The organism is Lysinibacillus sp. 54212, assembly GCF_036662795.1.
GTDB lineage: Bacteria > Bacillota > Bacilli > Bacillales_A > Planococcaceae > Lysinibacillus_B.
Map to the genome: position 1 here is coordinate 65,042 of NZ_JBAFWZ010000006.1, position 23,198 is coordinate 88,239.

Here is a 23,198-nt window from a genome sequence, read left to right on the forward strand (position 1 = left end):
GGGAGGATAGTAATGGGACATAATCATGAGCACAATCATACGCATAGTACTAATAAAAAAATATTATTCATTTCATTTATTATTATAACGAGCTTTATGGTGGTTGAAGCCGTTGGGGGGTATATAACGAATAGCTTGGCGCTTTTATCGGATGCTGGTCATATGCTAAGTGATTCGATTTCACTAGCCATTGCACTTGTTGCATTTTGGTTAGGTGAAAAAGCAGTAAGCGCAAGTAAAACGTTCGGATATAAGCGCTTTGAAATATTGGCAGCATTATTAAATGGCGTTACTTTAATAGGAATTGCCCTCTATATTTTTTATGAGTCAATTGAACGGTTTGCAAATCCTCCTGAAGTTGCAACGACAGGGATGCTTATAATAAGTGTCATCGGATTACTCGTTAACATTCTGGTGGCATGGATTATGATGCGTGGTGGAGATACAGAAGAAAACTTAAATATGCGCGGTGCCTTCTTACATGTTTTAAGTGATATGCTTGGTTCAGTGGGGGCCATTATTGCAGCACTCTTGATGATGTTTTTTGGTTGGGGGATTGCCGATCCGCTTGCTAGTGTCATTGTTGCCATTCTCGTATTACGAGGGGGTATCAAAGTTACGAAAGACTCGATTCATGTCTTAATGGAAGGTACACCACGAAATATAGACCTAAATGATATTATTCAAACGTTTGAAAAATCAAATGGCGTTCGTAGTATCCATGATCTACACATCTGGACGATTACTAGTGGGTTAAACGCTATTTCTTGTCATGCGGTTGTAGACGCATCACTTTCAGTAGCGGAAAGTGAAGTTATCCTCCGTGAAATCGAGCACGAGCTTGAGCATAAAGGGATTTCACATGTGACCATCCAAATGGAGACGGAAGCACATCCGCATGAGCATTCAGTTTTATGTCAAGTGAAGCATGAAGCTGGGCACCATCATCATCACCATTAAAAATAATCATAACATTTGCATACCTAGCATGGGTATAGTATAGTCGAATTAAGGTGGGGAGGGGAAACGGATGGAAAACACAGTGAAGGAAGCTGCCTGTAATATAGAGGGAGTAACAGCGTGTCGACAAAGCCATCATCCTGAACGTGTGAAAAAGGATTTAACGACCCGATTAAATCGTATCGAAGGTCAAATTCGGGGCATTAAGGGAATGATAGAGAAGGATGTTTACTGTGACGATGTGATCACCCAGCTTTCTGCAACGCAATCTGCATTAAATAGTGTGGCGAAAATTCTTTTAGAAGGCCACTTAAAAAGCTGTGTCGTGGATCGTTTAGCAGAGGGCGACGAATCGGTAATAGACGAATTAGTCGTTACGATCGGGAAGCTAATGAAAAAATAATTTCCATATTTTTAGAATGTTAAATAAAAGGAGAGAATGTATATGCAAAATGTAACTTTAAACGTGCAAGGAATGTCATGTGGACATTGTGTAAAAGCGGTAGAAGGTAGCGTCGGTGGTTTAGGTGGCGTTCAATCAGTGAAAGTGAATCTTGAAGAGGCTCAAGTAGAAGTAGCATTCGATGAGACTCAAGTATCGCTTGACCAAATTAAAGAAACAATTGATGACCAAGGCTATGATGTAAAATAAGAAGGGTGCTCTAGTAGCACTCTCTTATTTGCAATTCTATATACCCCTATATGGTATGGAGAGGTGAGAAAAGTGAGTTCAAATTTAAAAGAGGCTAATCTGCAAATAACAGGGATGACCTGTGCGGCCTGTTCAACCCGAATTGAAAAAGGTTTGAATAAAATGGAGGGTGTTCAGCAAGCTAATGTGAATTTAGCACTTGAAAAATCCACTATAAAATACGATCCATCGAAGCTGAGCGAAGCCGATTTCGAAAAGAAAATTGAAGCGCTCGGATATGGCGTTGTAAAGCAAAAAACAGAGTTAAATATTACCGGTATGACGTGTGCAGCCTGCTCAGCACGAATTGAAAAAGGATTAAATAAAATGGAAGGCGTTTCCTCTGCTAACGTTAACCTAGCACTCGAAAAAGCAACGATTGAATTTAACCCTTCCGAAATAGCCCTTGCTGATCTTATAGCGAAAATAGAAAAGTTAGGGTATGGTGCTCAACAAAAAGTAGAAGAAGCAGAGGCAATGGATCACCGTGAAAAGGCGATTAGGTCACAGAAGCAGAAATTTATTATTTCAGCGCTATTTTCGTTACCGTTACTGTGGACGATGGTTGGACATTTTTCCTTTCTTTCTGCCCTTTATGTACCCGATATTTTAATGAATCCGTGGGTGCAAATGGCGCTCGCTACACCGGTGCAATTCTTTATCGGAAAACAATTCTATGCCGGTGCCTATAAGGCGTTACGAAATGGTAGTGCGAATATGGATGTACTCGTTGTAATGGGGACATCGGCTGCTTACTTCTATAGTGTGTATCAAGCAATTGTAATGAGTGATTCTCACCACGCACCACATTTATATTTTGAAACAAGTGCAGTGCTTATTACTCTGATCATTTTAGGGAAATTATTTGAAGCAAAGGCAAAGGGGCGATCATCCCAAGCAATCAAAAAATTAATGGGCTTACAGGCGAAAACGGCAGTTGTTATAAGAGAAGATAATGAAACGGAAATACCGTTAGAAGAGGTAGTAATCGGTGATACGATCCTAGTAAAGCCAGGTGAAAAAATTCCGGTTGATGGTGAAATGCTAGAGGGCAACACAGCCGTTGATGAATCGATGTTAACGGGAGAAAGTCTACCTGTTGATAAAAAGGCTGGAGATGCACTCTTTGGCTCGACGATTAACAAAAATGGCTTTATTAAAATGAAAGCAACAAAGGTTGGTCGTGATACAGCGTTAGCACAAATAATAAAGGTTGTTGAAGATGCACAAGGCTCTAAGGCGCCAATACAACGCTTAGCAGATAAAATTTCAGGTATTTTCGTTCCGATTGTGGTCGGAATCGCGATACTATCGTTCCTTATCTGGTTTATTTGGGTGACACCAGGAGAATTTACTCCGGCACTAGAGGTGTTAATTGCAGTTCTAGTAATTGCTTGCCCATGTGCATTAGGGCTAGCAACCCCAACGTCGATTATGGCAGGCTCTGGTCGAGCGGCTGAATTCGGCATTTTATTTAAAGGTGGCGAGCATTTAGAGCAAACGCAGGCCATTGAAGTAGTAGTTGTAGATAAAACGGGGACTGTCACACATGGGAAGCCTGTATTAACGGATGTTTTTGTAGCTCCTTCATTTACGGAAACGACGTTCTTGTCATTGATTGGCGCGGCTGAAAAGCAGTCTGAGCACCCGCTTGCAGAGGCGATCGTTCATGGGATTGAGGAAAAAGGGATTGCACTAGGAAATGTGGAATCTTTCGAGGCGATCCCAGGGTACGGCGTTCAGGCAACAGTATCGGACCAAAATGTAGTGATTGGTACACGTAAGCTTATGGGACAATACGAGATCGATATTTCGGCTGTGTTATCAACAATGGAGCAGCTTGAAGCAGAGGGTAAAACGGCAATGCTTGCAGCTATTAATGGCCAGTATGCTGGCTTAGTAGCTGTTGCCGATACCGTTAAAGAAACGTCGAAGGAAGCGATTCGCCGATTAAAAGAGATGGGCATTACAGTCATTATGATGACAGGTGATAATGAACGAACGGCTAAAACAATCGGACAACAGGTGGGCGTTGATAGAGTAATCGCTGAAGTGTTACCAGAAGGAAAAGCAGATGAAATACAAAAGCTTCAAGCGAACGGTAAGAAAGTCGCGATGGTTGGTGATGGTATTAATGATGCACCGGCATTAGCAACAGCCGATATCGGTATGGCTATTGGTACGGGGACTGACGTAGCTATGGAGGCTGCTGATATTACATTAATTCGCGGGGATTTAAATAGTATCGCGGATGCAATAATGATGAGCAGAAAAACAATGCGGAATATTAAACAAAATCTGTTCTGGGCATTTGCGTACAACATTATTGGTATTCCAATCGCAGCTATCGGCCTTCTAGCTCCATGGGTTGCAGGTGCTGCAATGGCATTTAGCTCAGTATCTGTCGTATTAAACGCACTACGCTTACAAAAAATAAAGTTATAATTCGTAAAAAAGTGGAGCTGGCTCTGGATCAAGCCAGCTCCTTTTCTTTTTCACACATACTTGCCATAGAAGTGTGCCCTCACTCGCTTATAGTTAGTGCCATCACCAATAAGTGATCGTATCCAAAATACCGATAAGTATTAAAAGTACACCTGCAATAATTTGTATGCTATTACCCATTTTTTTGCTTAGCCTCATAATCAAACGCTTTGAATCGAACATACTTAGTAATCCGAATAAAATGATTAATGGAATCGCTGTTGCAACACCGAAAATAGCCGGCAATATTAATCCATAAGAAGACGTAGCAACGGTTGGCATTAGCCAAACAAAAAACAGTACAAACATTGTTGGACAAAAGGCAATGGAGAAGCCCGCTCCCATTAAAAAGGAACCGAATTTACCTTCCTTAAAAAATAGGGGAATACGGGTAAAACGGTCGAGGAAGCGCAATTTCAAAACACCGATTAATACGAGCCCAGTTAATAACAACAAGGGTCCAATCGCCTTGCGGAAAATGGGGAAGTATGTTGTTATTTTTGATTCAAAGGATTGTCCAAATAGCCAGGCAAAAAAGCCGATTAAGCTAAAAACAACAACCTTTCCTAGAATAAAGGAAATAATTTCTCCCCAATTACTTTTCAATTGAATCGTACGATTTCCGTAAAAAGTAATGGCACTCAGATTACCAGTAAGCTGACAGGGGGCCAGAGCACCAATAAGTCCAAGCAAGATGGCAATGATTAGTGGCGAATGCTCATAACTATTTAAAACAGTTGAAATGGGGCTAGTAATGGCCTGGCTGATTTCATTAAAGAAATTATACAAATTAAATACCCCCCATTAATTATTTTTTAGCCGTTGCTTTAACGCTTCTTTTCGGCGTTGTGCACGTGATTTCTTTTTTCGCCTCCTGGGCTGTACCTCATATTCCTTGTTTATTGGATATAGCATGATAACAGAGAAGAGACTCATGATAAACCCGATAGCATATAAGACTGAAAAAATATAAATCGTTAGTCCGGTTTCACTAAGAAAATAGTGAATGATTCCGTACTGTCCTCGTGGGCCTGAAGCTAACATGCCCATAAACATAATAATTGACGTGGCAATAAAAAAGCCAATTGCTATTTTAGATTGCTGAGGATTATGGATGCTAGTTACAATAATTTTTCGCTTAAATAATAAAACACCAAAATTAATGAAATAGAATAATAAAAGGATCCAAAAGAGAATGGAGCCGAATGTTAAATGAAGAAGAGGGAGTATCAAAATGGTCCCGATATTCATGAATGCAAGAAAGCCCGTTAAAGCATTAAAAAGAATAAAGTCCATGCCCTTTTTCCACCATGTTAACGCAACAGTTAATTCGATTAGGAAAATAAAAAAAATTGATAAAAATATCGGAACTGAGGAAAGAATCAGGCTAAAGACTATAGCGAGCAGCATCCCTAAAATAAGAATAAGAGAAATATTAGTAGTAAAGCAGAAATCTATAAACCTTCTCTCGGATACACTATCCAAATAATGCACCTCCTTGGAAATGGCCCTTCTTGAATGGATGAACCAAAAAATTTAAAGTAAATAGTTATGCACCTACGTTAATAATAACCTGAACAACAGAGTTCATATCCACTGTAGGCCCTTAAAATTTCATATGTTTGAAGATACCTCGCACCAAAAATAAAATAAATTAATAAAAATATAATAATAAAATAGGGATACAAACAATTTTTTAAAACTATGAAAAAGGTTGAAATGTATATTAGTGTAAGTTTTTGCATAGAATATTAAGAGCTTTAAATACTATACTCTGCAGTATAAAAATAACTTCGATTGCAAGAGTGGTTAAGTTAATAATAGTTTTAAAAATCCCCTATAGAGTAGGTGAATAGAATTACAGAGAACGGTGTATCTTATGGTTTTTATATTATTTTCTATTAAAAATAGTTGTAAATGCTTGTTTTTTAACGCTATAAATTCATGAAAAAATGCTGTTTTAATTATATTTTTTGCAAGTTTACATAGGATGTTATTTTTGTTAAAATTAACTTAAAATTCAGAAAAATAAAGGTTAGTAGGGTAGGGGAACGCTATTTAGTAGATTATCTTAGAGTGAGGGTGGTTAGTGTGGCATTCAATATTGGACAAATGTTAGCAGATCGGGCCCGTTTACTAGGTAAGAAAGAAGGTTTTGTAGCCAATAATGTACGGCTTACTTTTGAGGAGATGAATGGCCGTTCTAACGCAGTTGCGCATTTTTTGATTGGTAAGAATTTTAAGGCAGGAGATAAAATCGCGATAATTTGTAAAAATAATGCTGATTTTGTAACCGTATTTTTCGGAGCAGCAAAAATCGGTGTTATTTGCGTAGCGGTCAATTACAAGCTACAAGCCAAGGAAATAGCTACTATCTTTAATCATAGCAAAGTAAAGGCTGTTATGTACGATGAAGACTTAAAAAACTTAATCGAACAGACGAAATCCGAAACAGCCGTAGATTATTATTTATCGAATAGTTCGAATAATGGGGAGTATTTAATTTCAAATATCTTTCAATTATATTCAGCTCAGGAGCCTGAATATAAAACGTATGATCATGACCCAATTTTAATGATTTATACATCTGGTACATCAGGTGCCCCAAAGGCTGCCATGCTTTCGCATCTGAATCTATTTTCATCCTCAGTAAGCTTATCAACTACTATCACATATTTAGAGTCAGATCGCTTTATGCTAGTCGTACCGATGTTTCATATTGCTGGCTTTGTACCACTTATTACAAATATTCATACTGGTGCAACAACTATATTGCTAGAAGATTTTGAGCCAATTTCAGCATGGAAAGTAATAGAAAAGGAACGTATTACCTCCATGATGTCTGTACCAGAAATGCTCGCAGCTTTAATAAAAGCGCTTGATATTATGAAGCCAAACCTTTCTACACTTAGAACAATTACTTGTGGTGCCGCGTCAGTCCCACCTCAAATTATTGTAGTCTTTAAGCAGTTCGGCATTCCAGTTCAACAGGTATATGGAATTACGGAATACACTGGAAGTTTAACGATTTGGCGTAGTGAATTTGATGATAAAAAAATCGGCTCGAAAGGTAAAGCGGTAATGTATGGCGAGGTAAAAGTGGTCTCTCTAGAAACCGGGGAAGAGCTTCCACCATATGAAAATGGGGAGGTCATTTGCTCTGGTCCACAAACATTTTTAGGCTATTATCAGGATGAAGAAGGAACAGATCAAGTGTTGAAGGACGGCTGGTATTACACGGGGGATATTGGTCATGTTGATGAGAATGGTTTTTTATATTTAGTGGATCGACTAAAGGATATTATTGTAAGTAATGGAGAGAAAATTTATAGTGCAGAAATTGAGGCAGTATTAATAAAACATCCTGCAGTTGCGCAGGTTGGGGTTGTTGGTGTGCCGGATTCGTATTTCGGGGAGATTCCTAGAGCTTATATTGAGCTTGTTCCGGGAATGATTGTTTCGCAGGAAGAGCTGATTGATTTTTGTCGAAAAGATTTGGCGGCATATAAAGTTATAAAAGAGGTTGTTTTTGTCGATCGATTACCCAAAAATACAGTTGGCAAGCTTTTGAAAGAGGAGCTAAAAAAACTACAGCCTCAGTAAACAGGCTACTCATCTAGTATGAAAATTTATATTATCGGTTCAAACGTGTTCAGTTTGAATCGATTTTTTTATGGAGAAGTATTTTTTCTTAATTTCATTATGAACGCATTCGCCTTATTAACCGATATAATCTTTATATACATTTATTTTATAAGCTTGTGAGAATCGTTTCTTACATAAATATTTTTAAGGGGGCATCTATGGTATGGACAAAAAGAAAGTTCAAAAGCTAAATAGGGCGGCTGTTGCAACAGTACTCGCGGCGAGTGGCGTGTCAGTTGTTGCTCCTGTTATACCTGAGGCGAGTGTGAAATTTAAAGATTTAGATTCAAATGCGTATTATTACCAGCCTGTATTAGAATTAACTGAGCGGGGGATTGTAGCGGGATTTGGTGATGGTACATTTAGACCTAATAGCCCGGTAACACGTGGACAGGCCGCAAAGATGATTGCTAAATCAGTAGGCTTAAATACGTCAAATATTAAAAACCCAGAATTCCGTGATGTGAGTACGAAGGATCCATTCTATCCATATATCGCGGCTTTAGCTAACCAAGGGGCTATTAGCGGCTATACTGATAAAACATTCCGACCTAATGAACCAATCACACGTGGGCAAATGGCGAAAATTCTTTCAGTAGGCTTTGGATTTGAGAAGGCAACAGCACTCAATCATGATTTTACAGATGTAAAAAGCAATCATCCATTTGCCTATTATATTCAAACGATTTATAACTTAAAAATTACACAAGGGGTTAATGCTATATCGTTTGCTCCTCAACAAATCGTATCGCGCGGTCAATTGGCCTCCTTTATTATTCGTGCAGAAAATGCAACGAGTGATTATAAACCCGTAAAAGAAATTGGGAATATCACGGACACAACAGTTTATATTAACGGGGTAGCCCATTTTATTGATCCGTCGCTAAGAAATATCATTAATACAACGAATAAAGAAGTATTAAAGGGAGCACACATTGAGGGTACGATTACTGGAACAACATTAAAGTCCATTACAAAGCTAACACTGAATGCAGCAGGTACAGCTAGCAAGCATTTAATCCTTGATGGAAAAGATTCAACATTCTCCGGCGAATTAATTATTAGAGGAAATTATGTACGCTTTAAAAATTGGAACTTAACAGGGGCTGTAACGATTGCTGAAACGCCTCCTCGAACAATCGGTAGCCTCGATCGTCTTCAAAATATGCGCATTGCGAGCATATCAGGCTTAGGCTTTATTGATTGGGAAAAACCTACTAATCCAGATAATGGTGGAGACAATTCATCAGGCGACGGTGACTTAGTGGACAAGCCTTCTGGTGGTAATAATGGGGATAAAGTAGTTGAGCGTATGCCCGTTATTGAAAAGTATATCGACTTTTCGAATTGTACCGTTAAGCGACTTATTATCGAACAAAATCGTACATACGTAGCAGCGAGTAATACGCTCCCACACGTAACGGTACAGGGCGATGTAAAGCAATATGAAATTTATGGGGATATTACAACACTGTACGTAGAAACAGATGTAAACACAACGATGTACGGTGTAAGTGATATAAAAACCATCTATAAAAATAGCTTTAAAAATGTTTATTTTAATACAGATAGCTTTGTTGAAAAGCTGATTGTAGATAATAGCTATGGATGGATTGATCTTGGCGAAAATTTCTATGCAGATAAAGTTATTATTCCACCAAATAAAGGACCAAATGATATTTTTAATGACTTTATTAACGATAACGACAATATCGGTGACCTTGAGGATACAGGTGGAAATGAAGTTGATAAAGATCCAGACGATACGGTTGTACCTGATTATGAGGCGCCGACATTATTTATTGATGATGATATTAAAACACAAGGGTCTACGGCAACGGTAACAATGGAATCGAATGAAGACGGTATAATTTACTACATGGTTCGAGAAGAGGACGAACGACCACCGTCCATTCGTGAAATTTTAGAAGGGTCGAATGAAAATTGGGCTGGTAATACTACAGTTTCTGAAGGTATACCAAAGGCTATTACGATTTCAGACTTAGATGACAAGAAAAAGTATGTCATTTACGCGGTAGTAGTGGATGATGCAGGCAACGTATCGGACAAGGAATCTGAAAAGTTCGAAATAGTAGATAGCACACCTCCTACTATTAAACCAGTATCGGCAGTAGGCTTACCGGGTGGGAAACGTATTGAAGTAACAATCAATCCAGATGAGAAGGGTACGTATTATTACTATTATCGACCAACTGTTGACGCAACTGAGGATCCGACAGCTCAAGGGATTATCGATCGTTTCGAGGCAAACAATAGCCGTACAGGCAGTGGTAAAGTAGACGGGGCTGGTCAACTGGACTTCAGAATTCCAAATCTAGATGCACAAACTTCCTATGACATTTATGTAGTCATGAAGGACGAATACGGCAATTTAACGCCAGTACCGGAAAAAGTAACTGTATCAACAACGGAACTCGATAATGTGCATCCTTACGTTACGAATGGTTTTTTAGAGTGGGCTAATCGAGAAAACTATGAGTTTGAAATAGAAATCAACGAGCATTTAGATGAAGCATCTGCTATAGATATTAATAACTATGAATTATCTGGTACAGGGATTGTCAACGTAACAGGCCAACAAACAATAAAGCCAGATAGTATAAAATATACGGCATTACCGAATGGGAAATCGAAATTGACAATTCGTATTCCATCTGTAACAGGTTTTGTAAACGATGATACGTTAGTAGTTACTATTCTACCTGGTGTTAAAGATTTAGCTGACAACGAATTCGTAAATAAAAATGTTGTACCTTCCATGGAAGAAGTGAAAAATAAAGCGACTTATGTGCATAGTGACACTCTACCACCTGCATTAAGTAAATTGAAATTCACGAAAAATCCAGATGGCACTTCAGGTTTACTAGAGTTTGATGCAAACAAAGCTGGTACATATTACTATATGATATTACCGGATGACTTTGATATGACGAATATTAAGAATAGAGATTTCTATAATGATTTTACGGATGCACCAACACCTGGAATCTCATTCTCACAGGCGATTTCGAAATATGGTAAGGATGGAAATAATGCTGTTGAGGTAGGGGCAAATACGCCTAAAAACGTTATTTTACCAATTGAGAAAACTGACCCATTTAAAAGCTATTCTCTGCATATTTTAATGAAGGACCGTTCAGGAAATCTGTCAAGGATAGAGTCTGTTCCTGTTATTAGTGATGCAAGAGCGCCATTTATACGCTCGTATGCAGTAAAACCAGTAGAAGGCAGCAATACAAGTGTCAAAATTGAAATTGACAGCTCTGAAAAAGGAATTGTCTACTACAGACGTCTACCTAAACTAGTTGATGATGGTACCGGCACAGGGACAATGATTGACAATCCTCAAATTGCTGAATTGGAGAACTTATATGCAAGTAGTAGTACCGCATTAGCAAATGCAGCGGGAAATATTAAAGCAAGTAATGATCCTATAGTACAACAGCTTGTAACTCAAATCACGGGCTGGACAAACTCAACATTGATTAAGGATCAAAATACAATTACGAATTATGGCTTAAATCCTCATGAAGAGTATGTGTATTACTTTGCAGTTGAGGATACTTTCGGTAATATGACTGTTTTCCCAGAAGGTGCAACAGCAGGGTCTTATAACACAGCGAATAAAATGCTAGCTGAAGTGTATACGGACGGGGTTCAACCAGAAATAGGATCGATTATTAAGCGAATGCTACAATCGGAGTTTGAAACAAGTAATGTGCCAGTTACGTGGGGAGCAAGCTTGACTTCTGGAGACGGTATAATTGAATATAAACCAAATCGAACGTTTTCACTAACGTTTTCTGAAGCAATTGCGCTTTCGGCAGCAGGTGACAAAGTTCCTGTAGATGAAAATACAGTAGCAGTAGCAACCCTTGAAACTTTAAGAACCTATATTGAGAAAACAATTGGTTCAGGTACGATTGCTGATATCGAATGGCAAAATCTAGACGGTGTAGGAACTTGGCAGCAACGTAATTTAATAATTACATTTAAAGATTCTGTAGATATAACTGATAATATTACAATAGACATGAGAGATACAGAATTGGAAAATGTACTTGATTTAGCACGTCATAGCTTTAGCGATTCTCATTCCGTTGCGAAATATGAATATCCAACGAATCTAAGCAACCGTATTAATGGTGTTCAATTATCAAGAGAGGGCGGCTCGAGCGGAATTGTTGATGGTAAACAATATTCAAACACAGTTGAGGCGATTATGGAGCTTGGGGTTACTTTAGAAGGATGGCAACAATCATATTACTATGTTTCGACATTATCCGATAAGACTAGCTTAACGGACGCAGAAGTAAGTAACATAGTTAAATCATTGAATACAAATTCTAGAATAAACATGAGTAATATTGTTGTATATGGTAGAGGTGATATTACAGGATCGGGAAGTTTAAGATATTTATTAAAAACAAGCTCGATGCCTGGTGCAACTATTAATGATGTGTTCCAATATCAACAAAACCTGTTTGTATTTACAATTGATAAATACGGTAACATTGTGTGGGCCGTTGATGATGCTGATGGAACAACGAAATATCGTAAGATTTCAGGATTGCCAACATTGCCGTAAAAAGGGCTTGGGCACGTTGGCTACAGGGATTAAAAAATGTACCATTGAGACTAATATAAAAGAATATCAAGAACCTGTTGGAGAGAGAATTCTCCAACAGGTTCTTTTTTTCTGATGATTTGTGTAAGAGTTTTTCCTTTAAAATTATTTTTGAATGTTAAGAGTATCATTGTATTAATGCACCAAAAAACATTGATTTTGATGAAAAAAGCATGTTTTCAGTTTGGAATTGTATACATATGAAGAATTGAATTAACAAAAATCATAGATAATTAGTATAAAATGTACAGTGCTTATTATGAAAAACACACGAGAAAATCGTCTTTTTTCGCTAAAAACGAATGGAATAGGTCTCTTTTTCAAAAAATGTAGGGTAACGGTTCTGTATGCCTTTCTATTCATTCATTCGCAAATAATATTGTGTTTTTGATTTATTCATGAAAAAAATATGGTCTAATTAAAATTTTTAACACACTTATTTTTTTCGCACATTTCAAAATCGTTAAAAATGCTATTCGGCAGGATTGATATACGACTTATATTTAAATATGTGCCAATTCATGAAAAAAGTCCCTTTTGACACTTATTTTTAAATAAGTTGTATATGATTTCTGACAAATGACGTAAATCAGCATGAAATTTTGGTGTAAAATATTTTACAGTGTAGGTGTAACTTTCCTTTTATTTATTCTGGTGCTTTGAAAAGGGATCGGGTGTTAAAATGGCGGCGTTTAGTTCTTTATAGGTACAATAATTCATAAAAAACCGCATATACGCTTGATAGAACTTGCCGGAGAAAAACACTGGCAAGTTTTTTAGTTAGTGGTGGTACGAGTTTTTTCTTTTTCATTCCTCGCATATAGTTGTTGATAACGGAGTGCATTATACAATACATAAGGGGGATTATATGACTTGTCGAAAATGTAGTCACCAAATTGAAACGAATGCCAAGTTTTGTTCTGCATGCGGAGAAAAGGTACATGATTCAGTTGCCCAAACAAGAATCCCTGTATGGATATGGATTGCTTTAATTGTTAGTGGTATCACAATTGGTGGAGTAGGGTATGGGTTTTGGGATTATTATATTGAGACCAAAAGTGTTCCAATTGACAAGGAAGTTAGTTCTGATGTACATCCTGTAAAGCAAGCAGCTGTTGTTGAAAAGGAAGAGCGAGAAGAACAATACTCGAAAGAGATAGATCGTGTCATGTTAATAAAAGACGTACAGCAAAAAGTATTTACCGTGCTCACGTCGAACGGACACGGATCGGGTTTTTTATATAAAAAGGGCGGGTATGCTATTACAAACGCACATGTAGTAGATGGTGAAGTTCATGTGAAGGTTCGTAATGCAAAAGGGCAGGAATTCGCAGCGACTGTTATTGGCATTTCGGAGCATTATGATATCGCCTTATTACATGTACCGGACTATCAAAACGAAGGTCCGATAGAGGTGGAGACGGATGAGTCACCGGTAGGGCTTGAAGTTATTGCATTCGGTAGTCCACAAGGGTTTGAAAATTCTGCTTCTATTGGCTATATTACTGGACATAATCGGGATATGGAGTTAGATCGCTTTATTTATAAGCAAATCTATCAAATCGATGCGCAAATTGACCAGGGAAGTAGTGGTGGTCCATTAGTCGATGCAAAAACAGGAAAGGTCATCGGTATTAATTCATTGTTATATACGTCAGAAACAAGCACAACTTTTGGTTTCTCTATTCCACTATATAATATGTTAGAGCAATTTGAACAGTGGATCGAGCAGCCGATGTCACGTGAAAATGTACTTGCTGCGGCAGGTGTCTATGAGCAATATAGTACTTATAATGAGGAACCGGCTAATGTAGATATTGATGTTGTTTTAGCAGGGCAGTTTGTACAATCGTTTCGTACGTATTATGAGCTTGCATTGAATGAAAGTGATTTTTTTTGGATAGCCGATATGCTAGCAAAGGGTAGTCTTGCTTATGAGGAATTAGAGGATTATGTAGCGGATATTTCGTATCAAGGGCATTCGTTTTATTTTCTTACGAATGATGTATTAGACGTCACCTATGAAGATGGAAATTATTTTGTACACATGAATGAGAAATTTGATTTCTATAGTGGTACGGGTGACTATCAATTCTATGATCGTTTGAAAACGTACACAGTCATTACCGATGATTATGGTGCATTTAAAATTGCCAATATCCAAATTCACTAATTTATAAATTCGATAATAGGATTTTGTGGAGAATATAGAGTGAAATAGATTACATTACGAAGGGAATAGTCTTTTATAAAAGGACCCGGCCTAGAGAGTATTCTAAGCTGGGTCCTTATTCGTGTTGTTAAAAGGTCGTTTTTTTAGTGCTCGTTGGCCATAAAAGCCCGAGTAATACCCCGACGAAAGCCGGTAAGATCCAGCCAAGGCCAATGCTATAAAGCGGTAGGGTCTCTGTGTAGAATAATTTGATAGATTCTAACAGAGGGAGAGATGCGCCGGGTACACTTTTTACTAATGTGCTGTAGCCGTCGATGATACTTACACCAAATGTGAAGAGCATGGAGATGGCGTAAACACTTTGCTTATGTCTAAATAAAGGTGAACATAGAGCTAATAAGATTAGCACAATCGCTAAAGGATACAGTAACATTAAGACAGGTACTGCATATTGAATAATGTTGTTTAGACCAAAGTTGGCGATAGTAAATGAGAAAGTACATAGAATTAGTACAAACCATTTATAGCTGATTTTTGGATAAACTTGATTGAAAAACTCGCTACAAGATGTAATAAGGCCGATACTCGTTTTTAAACAAGCGAGTACGATAATGATAGCCAATAAAATGGCTCCGAATGGTCCAAAATAATGCTGAGCAACAGCAGCAAAGATCAAGCCACCATTATCATATGTCCCGATAGCCGATACGCTAGATGCCCCCATATACGTGATAAGTCCATAGATGAGTACCATCAATACCATAGCGAAGATGCCCGATTTCCAAGTTGCTTTTGCAATTTCCTTTGGATTTGTAATACCTCGGCTCTTAATGGCACTAATGACAACAATCCCGAATGCAAGTGATGCAAGAGCATCCATCGTGTTATACCCTTCTTTAAAGCCTGTTATAAAGGCTAAATTACTATAGTCACCAGTAGGCTGATCGAAATGCCCCATCGGTTTGATAAGAGCAATAGCGATTAATATGAATAAAAACGCTAAAAAGGCAGGTGTTAAATATTTGCCGATATAGTCAATTACTTTTGCCGGATTTAAAGAGAAATAATAGACAATTGCGAAAAATACAAAGCTAAAAAGCCCTAGATATAAACTACCGTATGCCTGATTGATATACGGTTCAAAGCCTACCACGAAAGGAACTGTTGCTGTTCGTGGAATAGCGAAAAATGGTCCAATCGTTAAGTATAGTGCTACGGCAAAGATTGTTCCGAATAAAGGATGAACCCGACCTGCTAAGTCACGTAACCCGTTACTCCCCGACAAACCGAATGCTAAAATCCCCAAAAATGGAAGACCGATTGCAGTGATTAAAAAGCCGATTAAAGCTGGCCAAAAATTCGTACCAGCGAGTTGCCCCATTTGGATGGGGAAGATTAAATTACCCGCACCAAAGAACATACCAAACAGCATGGTCCCGATGATGGCATAGGTGGAAAATGATACTTTTTGTTGCATAATTGTGCTCCTTCTAGATGAATTTCAACTAATTTTAACACCTATTTAGGACATTAGCCATATCAATTAGAGAAGGTCCAATATATGAAAATAAGAGGGGGCTTCTTTTATTCGCAAACTTGTTAAACAAAAAGCCAATTAACTATGATCATGTTCAAAAATGAACACTGGAAATCGCTCCTCTACGTTACCTAATGATTGTTATGTGCCCATCCTCGTCTTGTAGCTGTTGGGCAACATACCCCTTTAGGTAATATAGAAACTCCTCTTGGAACGAGCCATTTTAACGAAAAACACTTAAAAAACGCTCATAATAGAGGGGAAAGCTATCCGAAATTAATGTATTGACATTTTAAAAATCGAGCATATAATATACGGTATGGGGTATATAAAAACGAAGGAGAGATGGTTATGAATTCAGTAACAGTGTATACAACGTCAAGCTGCTCGTATTGTGTGATGTTGAAAAATTATTTAACTCAAAACAATGTCCCGTTTAAAGAGGTAGACGTAGGAGCAAATCCTGAAATGATGATGAAACTAGTTAGCAAAACAGGACAATTAGGTGTCCCTCAAACAGAGGTTAATGGTCAGTGGGTTCTTGGCTTTGACCCGAACCGAATTATGAATGCTTTAAGAAATTCATAGTATTGCAGCTTAGTTTTTGTGGATGCAATGCATTTTTCGATAGTTTGAAAAAACAAAAGTAAGGGGTTTGATGAAGATGGTTAAAAATCTAAAAGAAAAATATAGTCCGTTATACTTTCTTGCTTCCTTAGGTGCAGGCGGAATGGGTGTTTCGTTCTTTATGTATTTAATGTTTTTAATCCCTCACCCAGATTTCGGGATGCCAGCGTTTGAACATATTTATCCGTATATTGTAGGGGATAATTTATTGATCTCTGGATTAGTAATTCTTGTCCTATTAATCATCGTGTATTTTATCTTTAAGCATTTCCGTTTGTTAATCTGGAATATTCGTGAGTTTTATAAGTTTAAAGAGACAGATGCCTATGTGCAATTGAGAAATAGCAATGCTGAGGTAACTTTAATGGCCATCCCTTTAACGTTAGGGATGAGTATTAACGGATTATTCATTTTAGGGATGTTATTTGTTCCGAATTTAAGAAGTGTCATCGAGTATTTATTCCCGTTTGCGATTGTGGCGTTCCTAGCAGTTGGGATACTGGCACTTAAAATTTTCGTAAGTTATTTTTCTCGTTTCATTATTAAGGGTGATTTTGACTTCATAAAAAATAATAACTTAAGTCAGTTAATTGCCATCTTTGCTTTTGCTATGATAGCAGTCGGATTAGCGGCACCAGCAGCACTAAGTGAAAACATTTATACTTCAAGCGTTGGGATGTTCTTATCTATTTTCTTCGGCATCGTTGCGGTGACGTTAATTATGATTAAAACGATATTTGGATTATATTCTATGTTCCAAAATGGTATTGCGAAGGAAACTGCTCCCAGTCTATGGATTATGATTCCGATATTAACGCTTTTAGGTATTACATTTGTTCGGTTATTTAATGGAATTAGTCACAACTTCTTTAATACGAATGCGAATCCATTTATTATTTTCTTAGTATTAGCTGCGTTCTTGTCACTTCAAATTGTGTTTGGTTTAGTTGGTTATGCAGTTATGAAAAAGATTGGCTATTTCAAGGATTATGTATATGGCAATGAAAAAAGTGCGGCAAGCTTTACGCTTATTTGTCCATTCGTTGCCTTTACGGTATTAGGTATGTTCTTTATTGGCTGGGGGCTTGTACAAACAGATATTGTTGAAAAATACTCTATCGCTCATTTCCTGATTATGATTCCATTTGTTCTTAGTCAGCTGAAAGGAATCGAGTTTATGTTCCGTTTAAATAATAAAATGTTTAAGCGTGAGAAAGTTAGACAAGGTGTACCACAATTTAGTACAAATAAATAAAAAAAGGATAAGGTCGGTAGAGGAAGGTTCTCTACTGACTTTTTTTGTTTAGCCTTAAAAAGGACTTTTACTCTTATTCTTTGATAAATTGCATAAATAGTGCAAAAATAAATATATGCTTTTTCGAATGATGAATGCATTGTGGAAAGGCTAAAGAACTACTCATACATACAATTAGCACTACGGAAGATGTTCGGACAAACATTTTTGAAGCACTATTTACATTATGATGGTATGGAACTATTTATTGGGAGGAGATTTGAATGAAACAGATACTATTATTATTAGGCGGTGCAAGTCTAGTAATTGCCGGGCTATTGGATATTAAATATAAAGGACTACTTTATCAAAAGATCAAAGGGATAACATGCACAAGCTGTAATAAAAATTAAGCTCCGCAACAAAATTAAACTTCACCTCGGTGGAGTTTTTTATTTTTCAGTCAATTATCATTTTTCATAGATAAAATGATGGTCATAGGAGGGAGTTGGAGAAATGTATTTAAAAAGAGTTGGATTAACTGCATTGAGCATCTTGTTATTGTGGGCAATTGCAAATGGTGGAGATATACATGTAAGTGCTGACGATGACGACTATGAATACGATGAACATGAAGATGATGATGATGAATATGATGACGACCATGATGAAGAATACGATGATGACGACTACGACTATGAAGATTATGACGATGATGAACAAGGATATAACGATTCAAATTCGATAGTAAATACGGCTACATGGAATATTTGGACAAGAACAACTGTCATCAATAAAGGAAAATTACCTATTAATGAAACGACACAAGTTCGAATAAAGGTAGAAAATCAAAACAAAGAATGGTCTCTTTATATGATTCCGTTAGAGGGGGAATTGCTTGTTCCAGGTAAATTAATGGCTGAAGTTTTAGGTGCAGAGGTGAAGTTTTACGATGAGAGCAAAATATTGGAAGTGGCTACTGGGAATAATGAATTAATATTTCGAGCGGGAACAAATGTTGTGTACGATAACCAAACAAAAACACCTATGCCTGCTACGGCTCTTTATATGAATAACCAATTATTTATACCGATTAGTGTCATTACTAATGGATTAGGTTATGTTGCAGAATGGCAAGAAGGAACGAACGTAATTATATGTAAGCAAATAGCTATTTAAAGAAAAGAGGGGTGAATGCAATGAAAGATCAAAAGAAGGCTAAATGGCTATTAGGTACATCGGGTGTTCTATTGTCGGCAGTAATCTTAGCTCAGATGAATGATGAGGTGGAATCTAAAGGGGTAACCGAGCAAAATTTATTCAATGAGCCTACGGAAGAAATGTCCCAGCGTGAAAAAGAACTTGTTAGATTAGATTGGACAAATTTTGAAATTATTGGCATAAACAAACCGCAAGAGGAAATTCGGACTGATCGAAAAACAAAAAGATCTTAATTATTGATTTGAGTGGAGATGAAGAAGCTTGGATACCCTTTCGTTAAACTTAATGAATACTAATTTTTATATCGGGATTTCTGGAAATAGTAGTGTGGATTGGAAGGGAAAAGTGGAGGAATGGCTAAGCTATGTTGCGAAAGAATGGTCTAGATTTGAGACTAACAATGAATTAGACAGGTTAAATCAATTAACAGTAGGAGAAATATTAAAGCTCTCCCCAGATTTGTACCATTGTTTGAAAATGGCAGACGATTATTGCATTTTAACAGAGAAATTATTTTCGCCCTATTTGAAGATGCATTTAGAACAGCATGGATACCATCAATCCTTTCCGTTTAAAGAAGGGGAGAGGGCGTCAATAAAAATACCTGAGCAAGTAGGGAATCCATTTCTTTTTTTAGGTGGTGGGTATGTTAAGAAAATGGGAAAACAAGACGTTGATCTAGGTGGATTTGCCAAAGGATATGTGGTAGAAAAAATCGCAGAATGGCTTCAACATGAGATATCTCCTGAATATGGAATCGTAGATGGGGGTGGAGATATGAAAATGTGGTCATCAGGGGAAAAAGTATGGACCATCGGAATTGCCCATCCAAATAATGACGAGCAAGAAATAAATTATATCAGGATAAAAAATGGTGCCATTGCAACGTCGAATCGTATATTTAGAAGCTGGAGTCAGGATGGAAAGAAAAAACACCATTTATTAAATGGACAAACTGGAGAAGTCATTGATAGTCAAATATCTCAAACAACAGTGGTGACAAATTCATTATGTCTCGCTGAAGTGGCAACGAAGTTATGTTTTTTACTAAGTGAAGAAGATTTGCAGCAATGGTTTAAAAAACATAATCTCCCATGTGCTTGTTTTATAGTAAAAGAAGACAATGATTGTGGTTATTGGCTGAAGGAGGGAGGGGGGAATTGATGTTTCTAAGTATTTGGGAGTGGATTCGTTTATTAGGATTTTTAGCTTACTTTTATTTCACAGTTTCGATTGTATTTGGTTTAATAAGAAAAACTCCTGCTATTCATTCCAATAAAAACTTATATTTTCAATTGCACCAAATTAGTGGATGGCTTGGCTTTGTGGCGGTTATTGCACATATGATACTACTAATTATCGATCAATATGAACCGTATCAAATTTCAGAAATCTTAATTCCGTTCATGTCGAGCTATAGATCTATCCTATCTGGTTTTGGTTCAATAGCCTTTTACTTATTTTTCATCGTGATTGTAACATCGGATCTATGGATACGAAAGATGGGCTTTTCAGTCTGGAAGAAGGTGCATTTCCTCGTTTTCCCCGCTTGGATATTATCCCTGATACATGGAATCTTTATTGGAACTGATTCTAAAAATGAGGTTATCATAATTTTTTATGGAATGACTGTCACACTTGTTGCAATCACACTTATTGTAAGGATTATTGGTGAAGGGGATAAGAAAAAAGACATTCGTTTTAAAAAGAAAGAGATAGAGAATAAAGCTATATCTGAATAGCGTTCAATTACCGAGTGGTGTACTTCTTTCCCGTCGAAAGTATCGAAAATGGGCATTACCCATTCAAGGATTGGAATAGGTAATGCCACCGTCGTTACTTTGGAAAAGGGAATGTAGTACAAAATGTTGTTCCTTTCCCGACCTCACTTTTGACTTCTATCCATCCACCATGTTCCTTTACAATTGCTTGTGCAATGGATAGGCCTAATCCTGTCCCATCTCTTTTGCGGACAGAGCTGCTACGGAAAAAGCGATCGAAAATTAATGGGACCTCTTCATCAGAGATGCCAATACCTGTATCTTCAATCAGTATTTTTATCTTATCGTTTGTTTGTAAAAGTTTGATGGAAATAGATCCGGCTTGTGTATATAGAACGGCATTTTCTAAAAATATATAAATTAACTCAACGATTTTCTTTGGATCTCCGACGAATACGACATCCTTTTGGATATCCTTTTTCAGAGAAATTTCCTTTGGTAATGTTCTGTGGAACTTTTCACTGATGTTTAAAAGCAAATCTGTTAAGGAGAAACTCTCTCTTTTCTCTTCTAATTGATTTTGGTCATGACGAGCCAAGAATAACAGTTTTTCGAGAAGTTCTTTCATGAGTTGGGTTTCATCTTTTAAATCTTTAATTAATTCTTTGCTAAAATCACTTAAATTCTTGGATTCATCCGATTCTAAAATATCGAGAGAACTATAGAAAATACTAAGTGGTGTTCGAAGTTCATGAGAAGCATCGGAAACAAACTTTTTCTGTTTTTCAAGAGAGTTGTGAATGGGGACCATTGCTTTGCCAGCCATATAGTAACTTAATAATCCGATTAATAGGGTGAAAAATATAACTAACACCACAAATAGCAAAATCATTTTTTGGAAAAAATGATATTGTGATGTAGTGGATTTTCCTAAAATAATATATCCAAGAAATTCACCGTCGTTTTGAATCGGTTTCGATAATAAAAGGAAATGTTCATCCTGCCAATGTAATCTCTTTACAGAACTTTTTGCTCCATCCTCATTCTGATATATGCTTTCTACTTTTTTAGATAGGCCTTTATAATTTTCATCCCCGTGAACAAGTATATGCTCTTTTGTATAAATATAATAAAAGTACATCCGATTCTCATTGAATTCTACTTTACGATCCCTATCATACATATGCTCAAAAAAGTCGTGATACTGTTCTGTATAATATATTTCGAGCTCTTCAATTTGTTGATAATCCATTAATTTTACAATTGAAAAATATAATATAGTCATAAAAATAAGGAAAAAAATCAAAAAACTAATGGAGTACATTAATGTTAATTTCCTTCTCGTTTTCTTAAACATGTGACGATCTCACTCTAAAACCGATACCTCTAATATTTTCAATAATTGATTTGGATCGGTTTGTATCAATTTTTTTTCGTACAAGCTTTACTAAAGCATCTAGATTGTTGTTCGTCGTTTCATGATCAAATCCCCAAACATAGGAGCAAATTTGTTCCCTTGTTAGCACAATGCCATTGTTGATAAAAAGATACTCTAATAAAAGAAATTCGTTTTTAGTTAATAACATTTCGGCATTATCTCTATAAAGTATTCTTGAATTTAAATCCAGTTTATAGTTATCGATTTGGATGATCTGACAGATAGGTTTATCTTTTCTTCTTAAAACGGCGCGTATTCGAGCTAACAGTTCATCCATCTTAAATGGTTTCAAAATATAATCGTCAGCACCTGCATCTAATCCCTGGATAATATTAGAACTATCATCTTTCGCTGTTAAAATTAAAATTCCGCCCTTATACCCTTTCTTTCGGACTTCTTCACAAACCTCGATGCCACTTAATTCTGGCATCATCCAATCTAAAATGACTAGATCATATTCGTCAAAAAGAATGTATTCTAGTGCATCCTGACCGTTATCGACAGCATCAACTCCATGAAATTCCTTTTGAATAATATGAACAATATTTTTTCGTAGACGACTATCATCTTCTGCAATTAGTATTTTCACGCTACTACCACCTTTATTGCGTTATTAATATCAGTACCATATAAAAATAATATGAAATTAATCTGAAAAACGGTGTGAGAAATAGAGCTATTTAGTATTTATTGTACTCTAGAAAAGCCCATTTAACTGAAAAGTTGAAAAAATTTCGGATTAATATCAGGCTTTTTCAGTGTTTTTTCATCTTTGATGTCTATTCTGAAGAGTACAATTAAGATGAAAAGGAGTTCTTT

The 23,198-nt window shown here is 36.8% G+C and carries 19 protein-coding genes; 14 read left to right on the top strand and 5 right to left on the bottom strand.

Going from position 1 to position 23,198, the window contains the following annotated elements; translation table 11 throughout:
* Window positions 1–12 precede the first annotated feature (12 nt).
* From V4T18_RS05875 to V4T18_RS05890, 4 genes are all read left to right on the top strand, one after another.
* On the top strand, window positions 13–960 hold the full coding sequence (locus V4T18_RS05875) for a cation diffusion facilitator family transporter (protein WP_332647555.1): 948 nt from the start codon (window positions 13–15) through the stop codon (window positions 958–960).
* A 70-nt stretch (window positions 961–1,030) separates the two neighbouring features.
* Complete coding sequence (locus V4T18_RS05880) at window positions 1,031–1,363, top strand: metal-sensitive transcriptional regulator (protein ID WP_332647557.1); 333 nt, start codon at window positions 1,031–1,033, stop codon at window positions 1,361–1,363.
* A 42-nt stretch (window positions 1,364–1,405) separates the two neighbouring features.
* Window positions 1,406–1,612: a copper chaperone CopZ gene (gene copZ, locus V4T18_RS05885; RefSeq protein WP_332647560.1), complete on the top strand. Its 207-nt coding sequence runs from the start codon at window positions 1,406–1,408 to the stop codon at window positions 1,610–1,612.
* Window positions 1,613–1,684: 72 nt separating this feature from the next.
* Window positions 1,685–4,096: a heavy metal translocating P-type ATPase gene (locus V4T18_RS05890; protein WP_332647563.1), complete on the top strand. Its 2,412-nt coding sequence runs from the start codon at window positions 1,685–1,687 to the stop codon at window positions 4,094–4,096.
* A 102-nt stretch (window positions 4,097–4,198) separates the two neighbouring features.
* Here the strand turns inward: V4T18_RS05890 and V4T18_RS05895 are convergent, their stop codons facing one another.
* Together V4T18_RS05895 and V4T18_RS05900 are read right to left on the bottom strand one after the other, a co-directional pair.
* A complete protein-coding gene (locus V4T18_RS05895) occupies window positions 4,199–4,924 on the bottom strand; it encodes an urease accessory protein UreH domain-containing protein (RefSeq protein ID WP_332647566.1) in 726 nt (241 codons plus the stop codon).
* A gap of 15 nt (window positions 4,925–4,939) precedes the next feature.
* Window positions 4,940–5,620, bottom strand: a complete 681-nt coding sequence (locus V4T18_RS05900; RefSeq protein ID WP_332647570.1) for a hypothetical protein — start codon at window positions 5,618–5,620, stop codon at window positions 4,940–4,942.
* Between the two features lie 606 nt (window positions 5,621–6,226).
* Between V4T18_RS05900 and V4T18_RS05905 the strand changes: the two genes are divergently transcribed.
* The 3 genes from V4T18_RS05905 to V4T18_RS05915 all read left to right on the top strand — a co-directional run bounded on the left by V4T18_RS05905 (window position 6,227) and on the right by V4T18_RS05915 (window position 14,601).
* Complete coding sequence (locus V4T18_RS05905) at window positions 6,227–7,738, top strand: class I adenylate-forming enzyme family protein (protein ID WP_332647573.1); 1,512 nt, start codon at window positions 6,227–6,229, stop codon at window positions 7,736–7,738.
* A 205-nt stretch (window positions 7,739–7,943) separates the two neighbouring features.
* On the top strand, window positions 7,944–12,389 hold the full coding sequence (locus V4T18_RS05910; RefSeq protein ID WP_332647575.1) for an S-layer homology domain-containing protein: 4,446 nt from the start codon (window positions 7,944–7,946) through the stop codon (window positions 12,387–12,389).
* 907 nt (window positions 12,390–13,296) lie between these two features.
* Window positions 13,297–14,601, top strand: coding sequence for a trypsin-like peptidase domain-containing protein (locus tag V4T18_RS05915; protein ID WP_332647578.1), 1,305 nt, complete (start codon window positions 13,297–13,299; stop codon window positions 14,599–14,601).
* A 127-nt stretch (window positions 14,602–14,728) separates the two neighbouring features.
* Here the strand turns inward: V4T18_RS05915 and brnQ are convergent, their stop codons facing one another.
* Window positions 14,729–16,078, bottom strand: coding sequence for a branched-chain amino acid transport system II carrier protein (gene brnQ, locus V4T18_RS05920; RefSeq protein WP_332647580.1), 1,350 nt, complete (start codon window positions 16,076–16,078; stop codon window positions 14,729–14,731).
* Window positions 16,079–16,489: 411 nt separating this feature from the next.
* Here brnQ and V4T18_RS05925 point away from each other — a divergent pair, with 411 nt between their 5' ends.
* The 7 genes from V4T18_RS05925 to V4T18_RS05955 all read left to right on the top strand — a co-directional run bounded on the left by V4T18_RS05925 (window position 16,490) and on the right by V4T18_RS05955 (window position 20,962).
* Window positions 16,490–16,726: a glutaredoxin family protein gene (locus V4T18_RS05925; RefSeq protein ID WP_332647582.1), complete on the top strand. Its 237-nt coding sequence runs from the start codon at window positions 16,490–16,492 to the stop codon at window positions 16,724–16,726.
* Between the two features lie 76 nt (window positions 16,727–16,802).
* The gene (locus tag V4T18_RS05930) at window positions 16,803–18,020 is read left to right on the top strand and encodes a TsoY family (seleno)protein (protein WP_332647584.1); all 1,218 of its coding nucleotides are present in this window, start codon (window positions 16,803–16,805) and stop codon (window positions 18,018–18,020) included.
* Between the two features lie 263 nt (window positions 18,021–18,283).
* Complete coding sequence (locus V4T18_RS05935; protein ID WP_332647586.1) at window positions 18,284–18,412, top strand: hypothetical protein; 129 nt, start codon at window positions 18,284–18,286, stop codon at window positions 18,410–18,412.
* Between the two features lie 103 nt (window positions 18,413–18,515).
* The gene (locus V4T18_RS05940; RefSeq protein ID WP_332647588.1) at window positions 18,516–19,178 is read left to right on the top strand and encodes a copper amine oxidase N-terminal domain-containing protein; all 663 of its coding nucleotides are present in this window, start codon (window positions 18,516–18,518) and stop codon (window positions 19,176–19,178) included.
* Between the two features lie 20 nt (window positions 19,179–19,198).
* Entirely contained in the window at window positions 19,199–19,453 is a 255-nt protein-coding gene (locus V4T18_RS05945; RefSeq protein ID WP_332647590.1) for a hypothetical protein, read from the top strand.
* Between the two features lie 52 nt (window positions 19,454–19,505).
* Complete coding sequence (locus tag V4T18_RS05950; RefSeq protein WP_332647593.1) at window positions 19,506–20,384, top strand: FAD:protein FMN transferase; 879 nt, start codon at window positions 19,506–19,508, stop codon at window positions 20,382–20,384.
* Window positions 20,384–20,962, top strand: a complete 579-nt coding sequence (locus tag V4T18_RS05955; RefSeq protein ID WP_332647595.1) for a ferric reductase-like transmembrane domain-containing protein — start codon at window positions 20,384–20,386, stop codon at window positions 20,960–20,962. Before V4T18_RS05950 ends, V4T18_RS05955 begins: the two co-directional genes overlap by 1 nt.
* Window positions 20,963–21,056: 94 nt before the next feature.
* On the opposite strand, the gene V4T18_RS05960 is transcribed toward V4T18_RS05955, so the two are convergent.
* Window positions 21,057–22,298, bottom strand: coding sequence for a sensor histidine kinase (locus V4T18_RS05960; protein WP_332647598.1), 1,242 nt, complete (start codon window positions 22,296–22,298; stop codon window positions 21,057–21,059).
* Window positions 22,291–22,968 carry a response regulator transcription factor gene (locus V4T18_RS05965; protein ID WP_332647599.1) on the bottom strand — a complete coding sequence of 226 codons (678 nt, stop codon included), beginning with the start codon at window positions 22,966–22,968 and terminating at the stop codon, window positions 22,291–22,293. Before V4T18_RS05965 ends, V4T18_RS05960 begins: the two co-directional genes overlap by 8 nt.
* Between the last annotated feature and the right edge of the window lie 230 nt (window positions 22,969–23,198).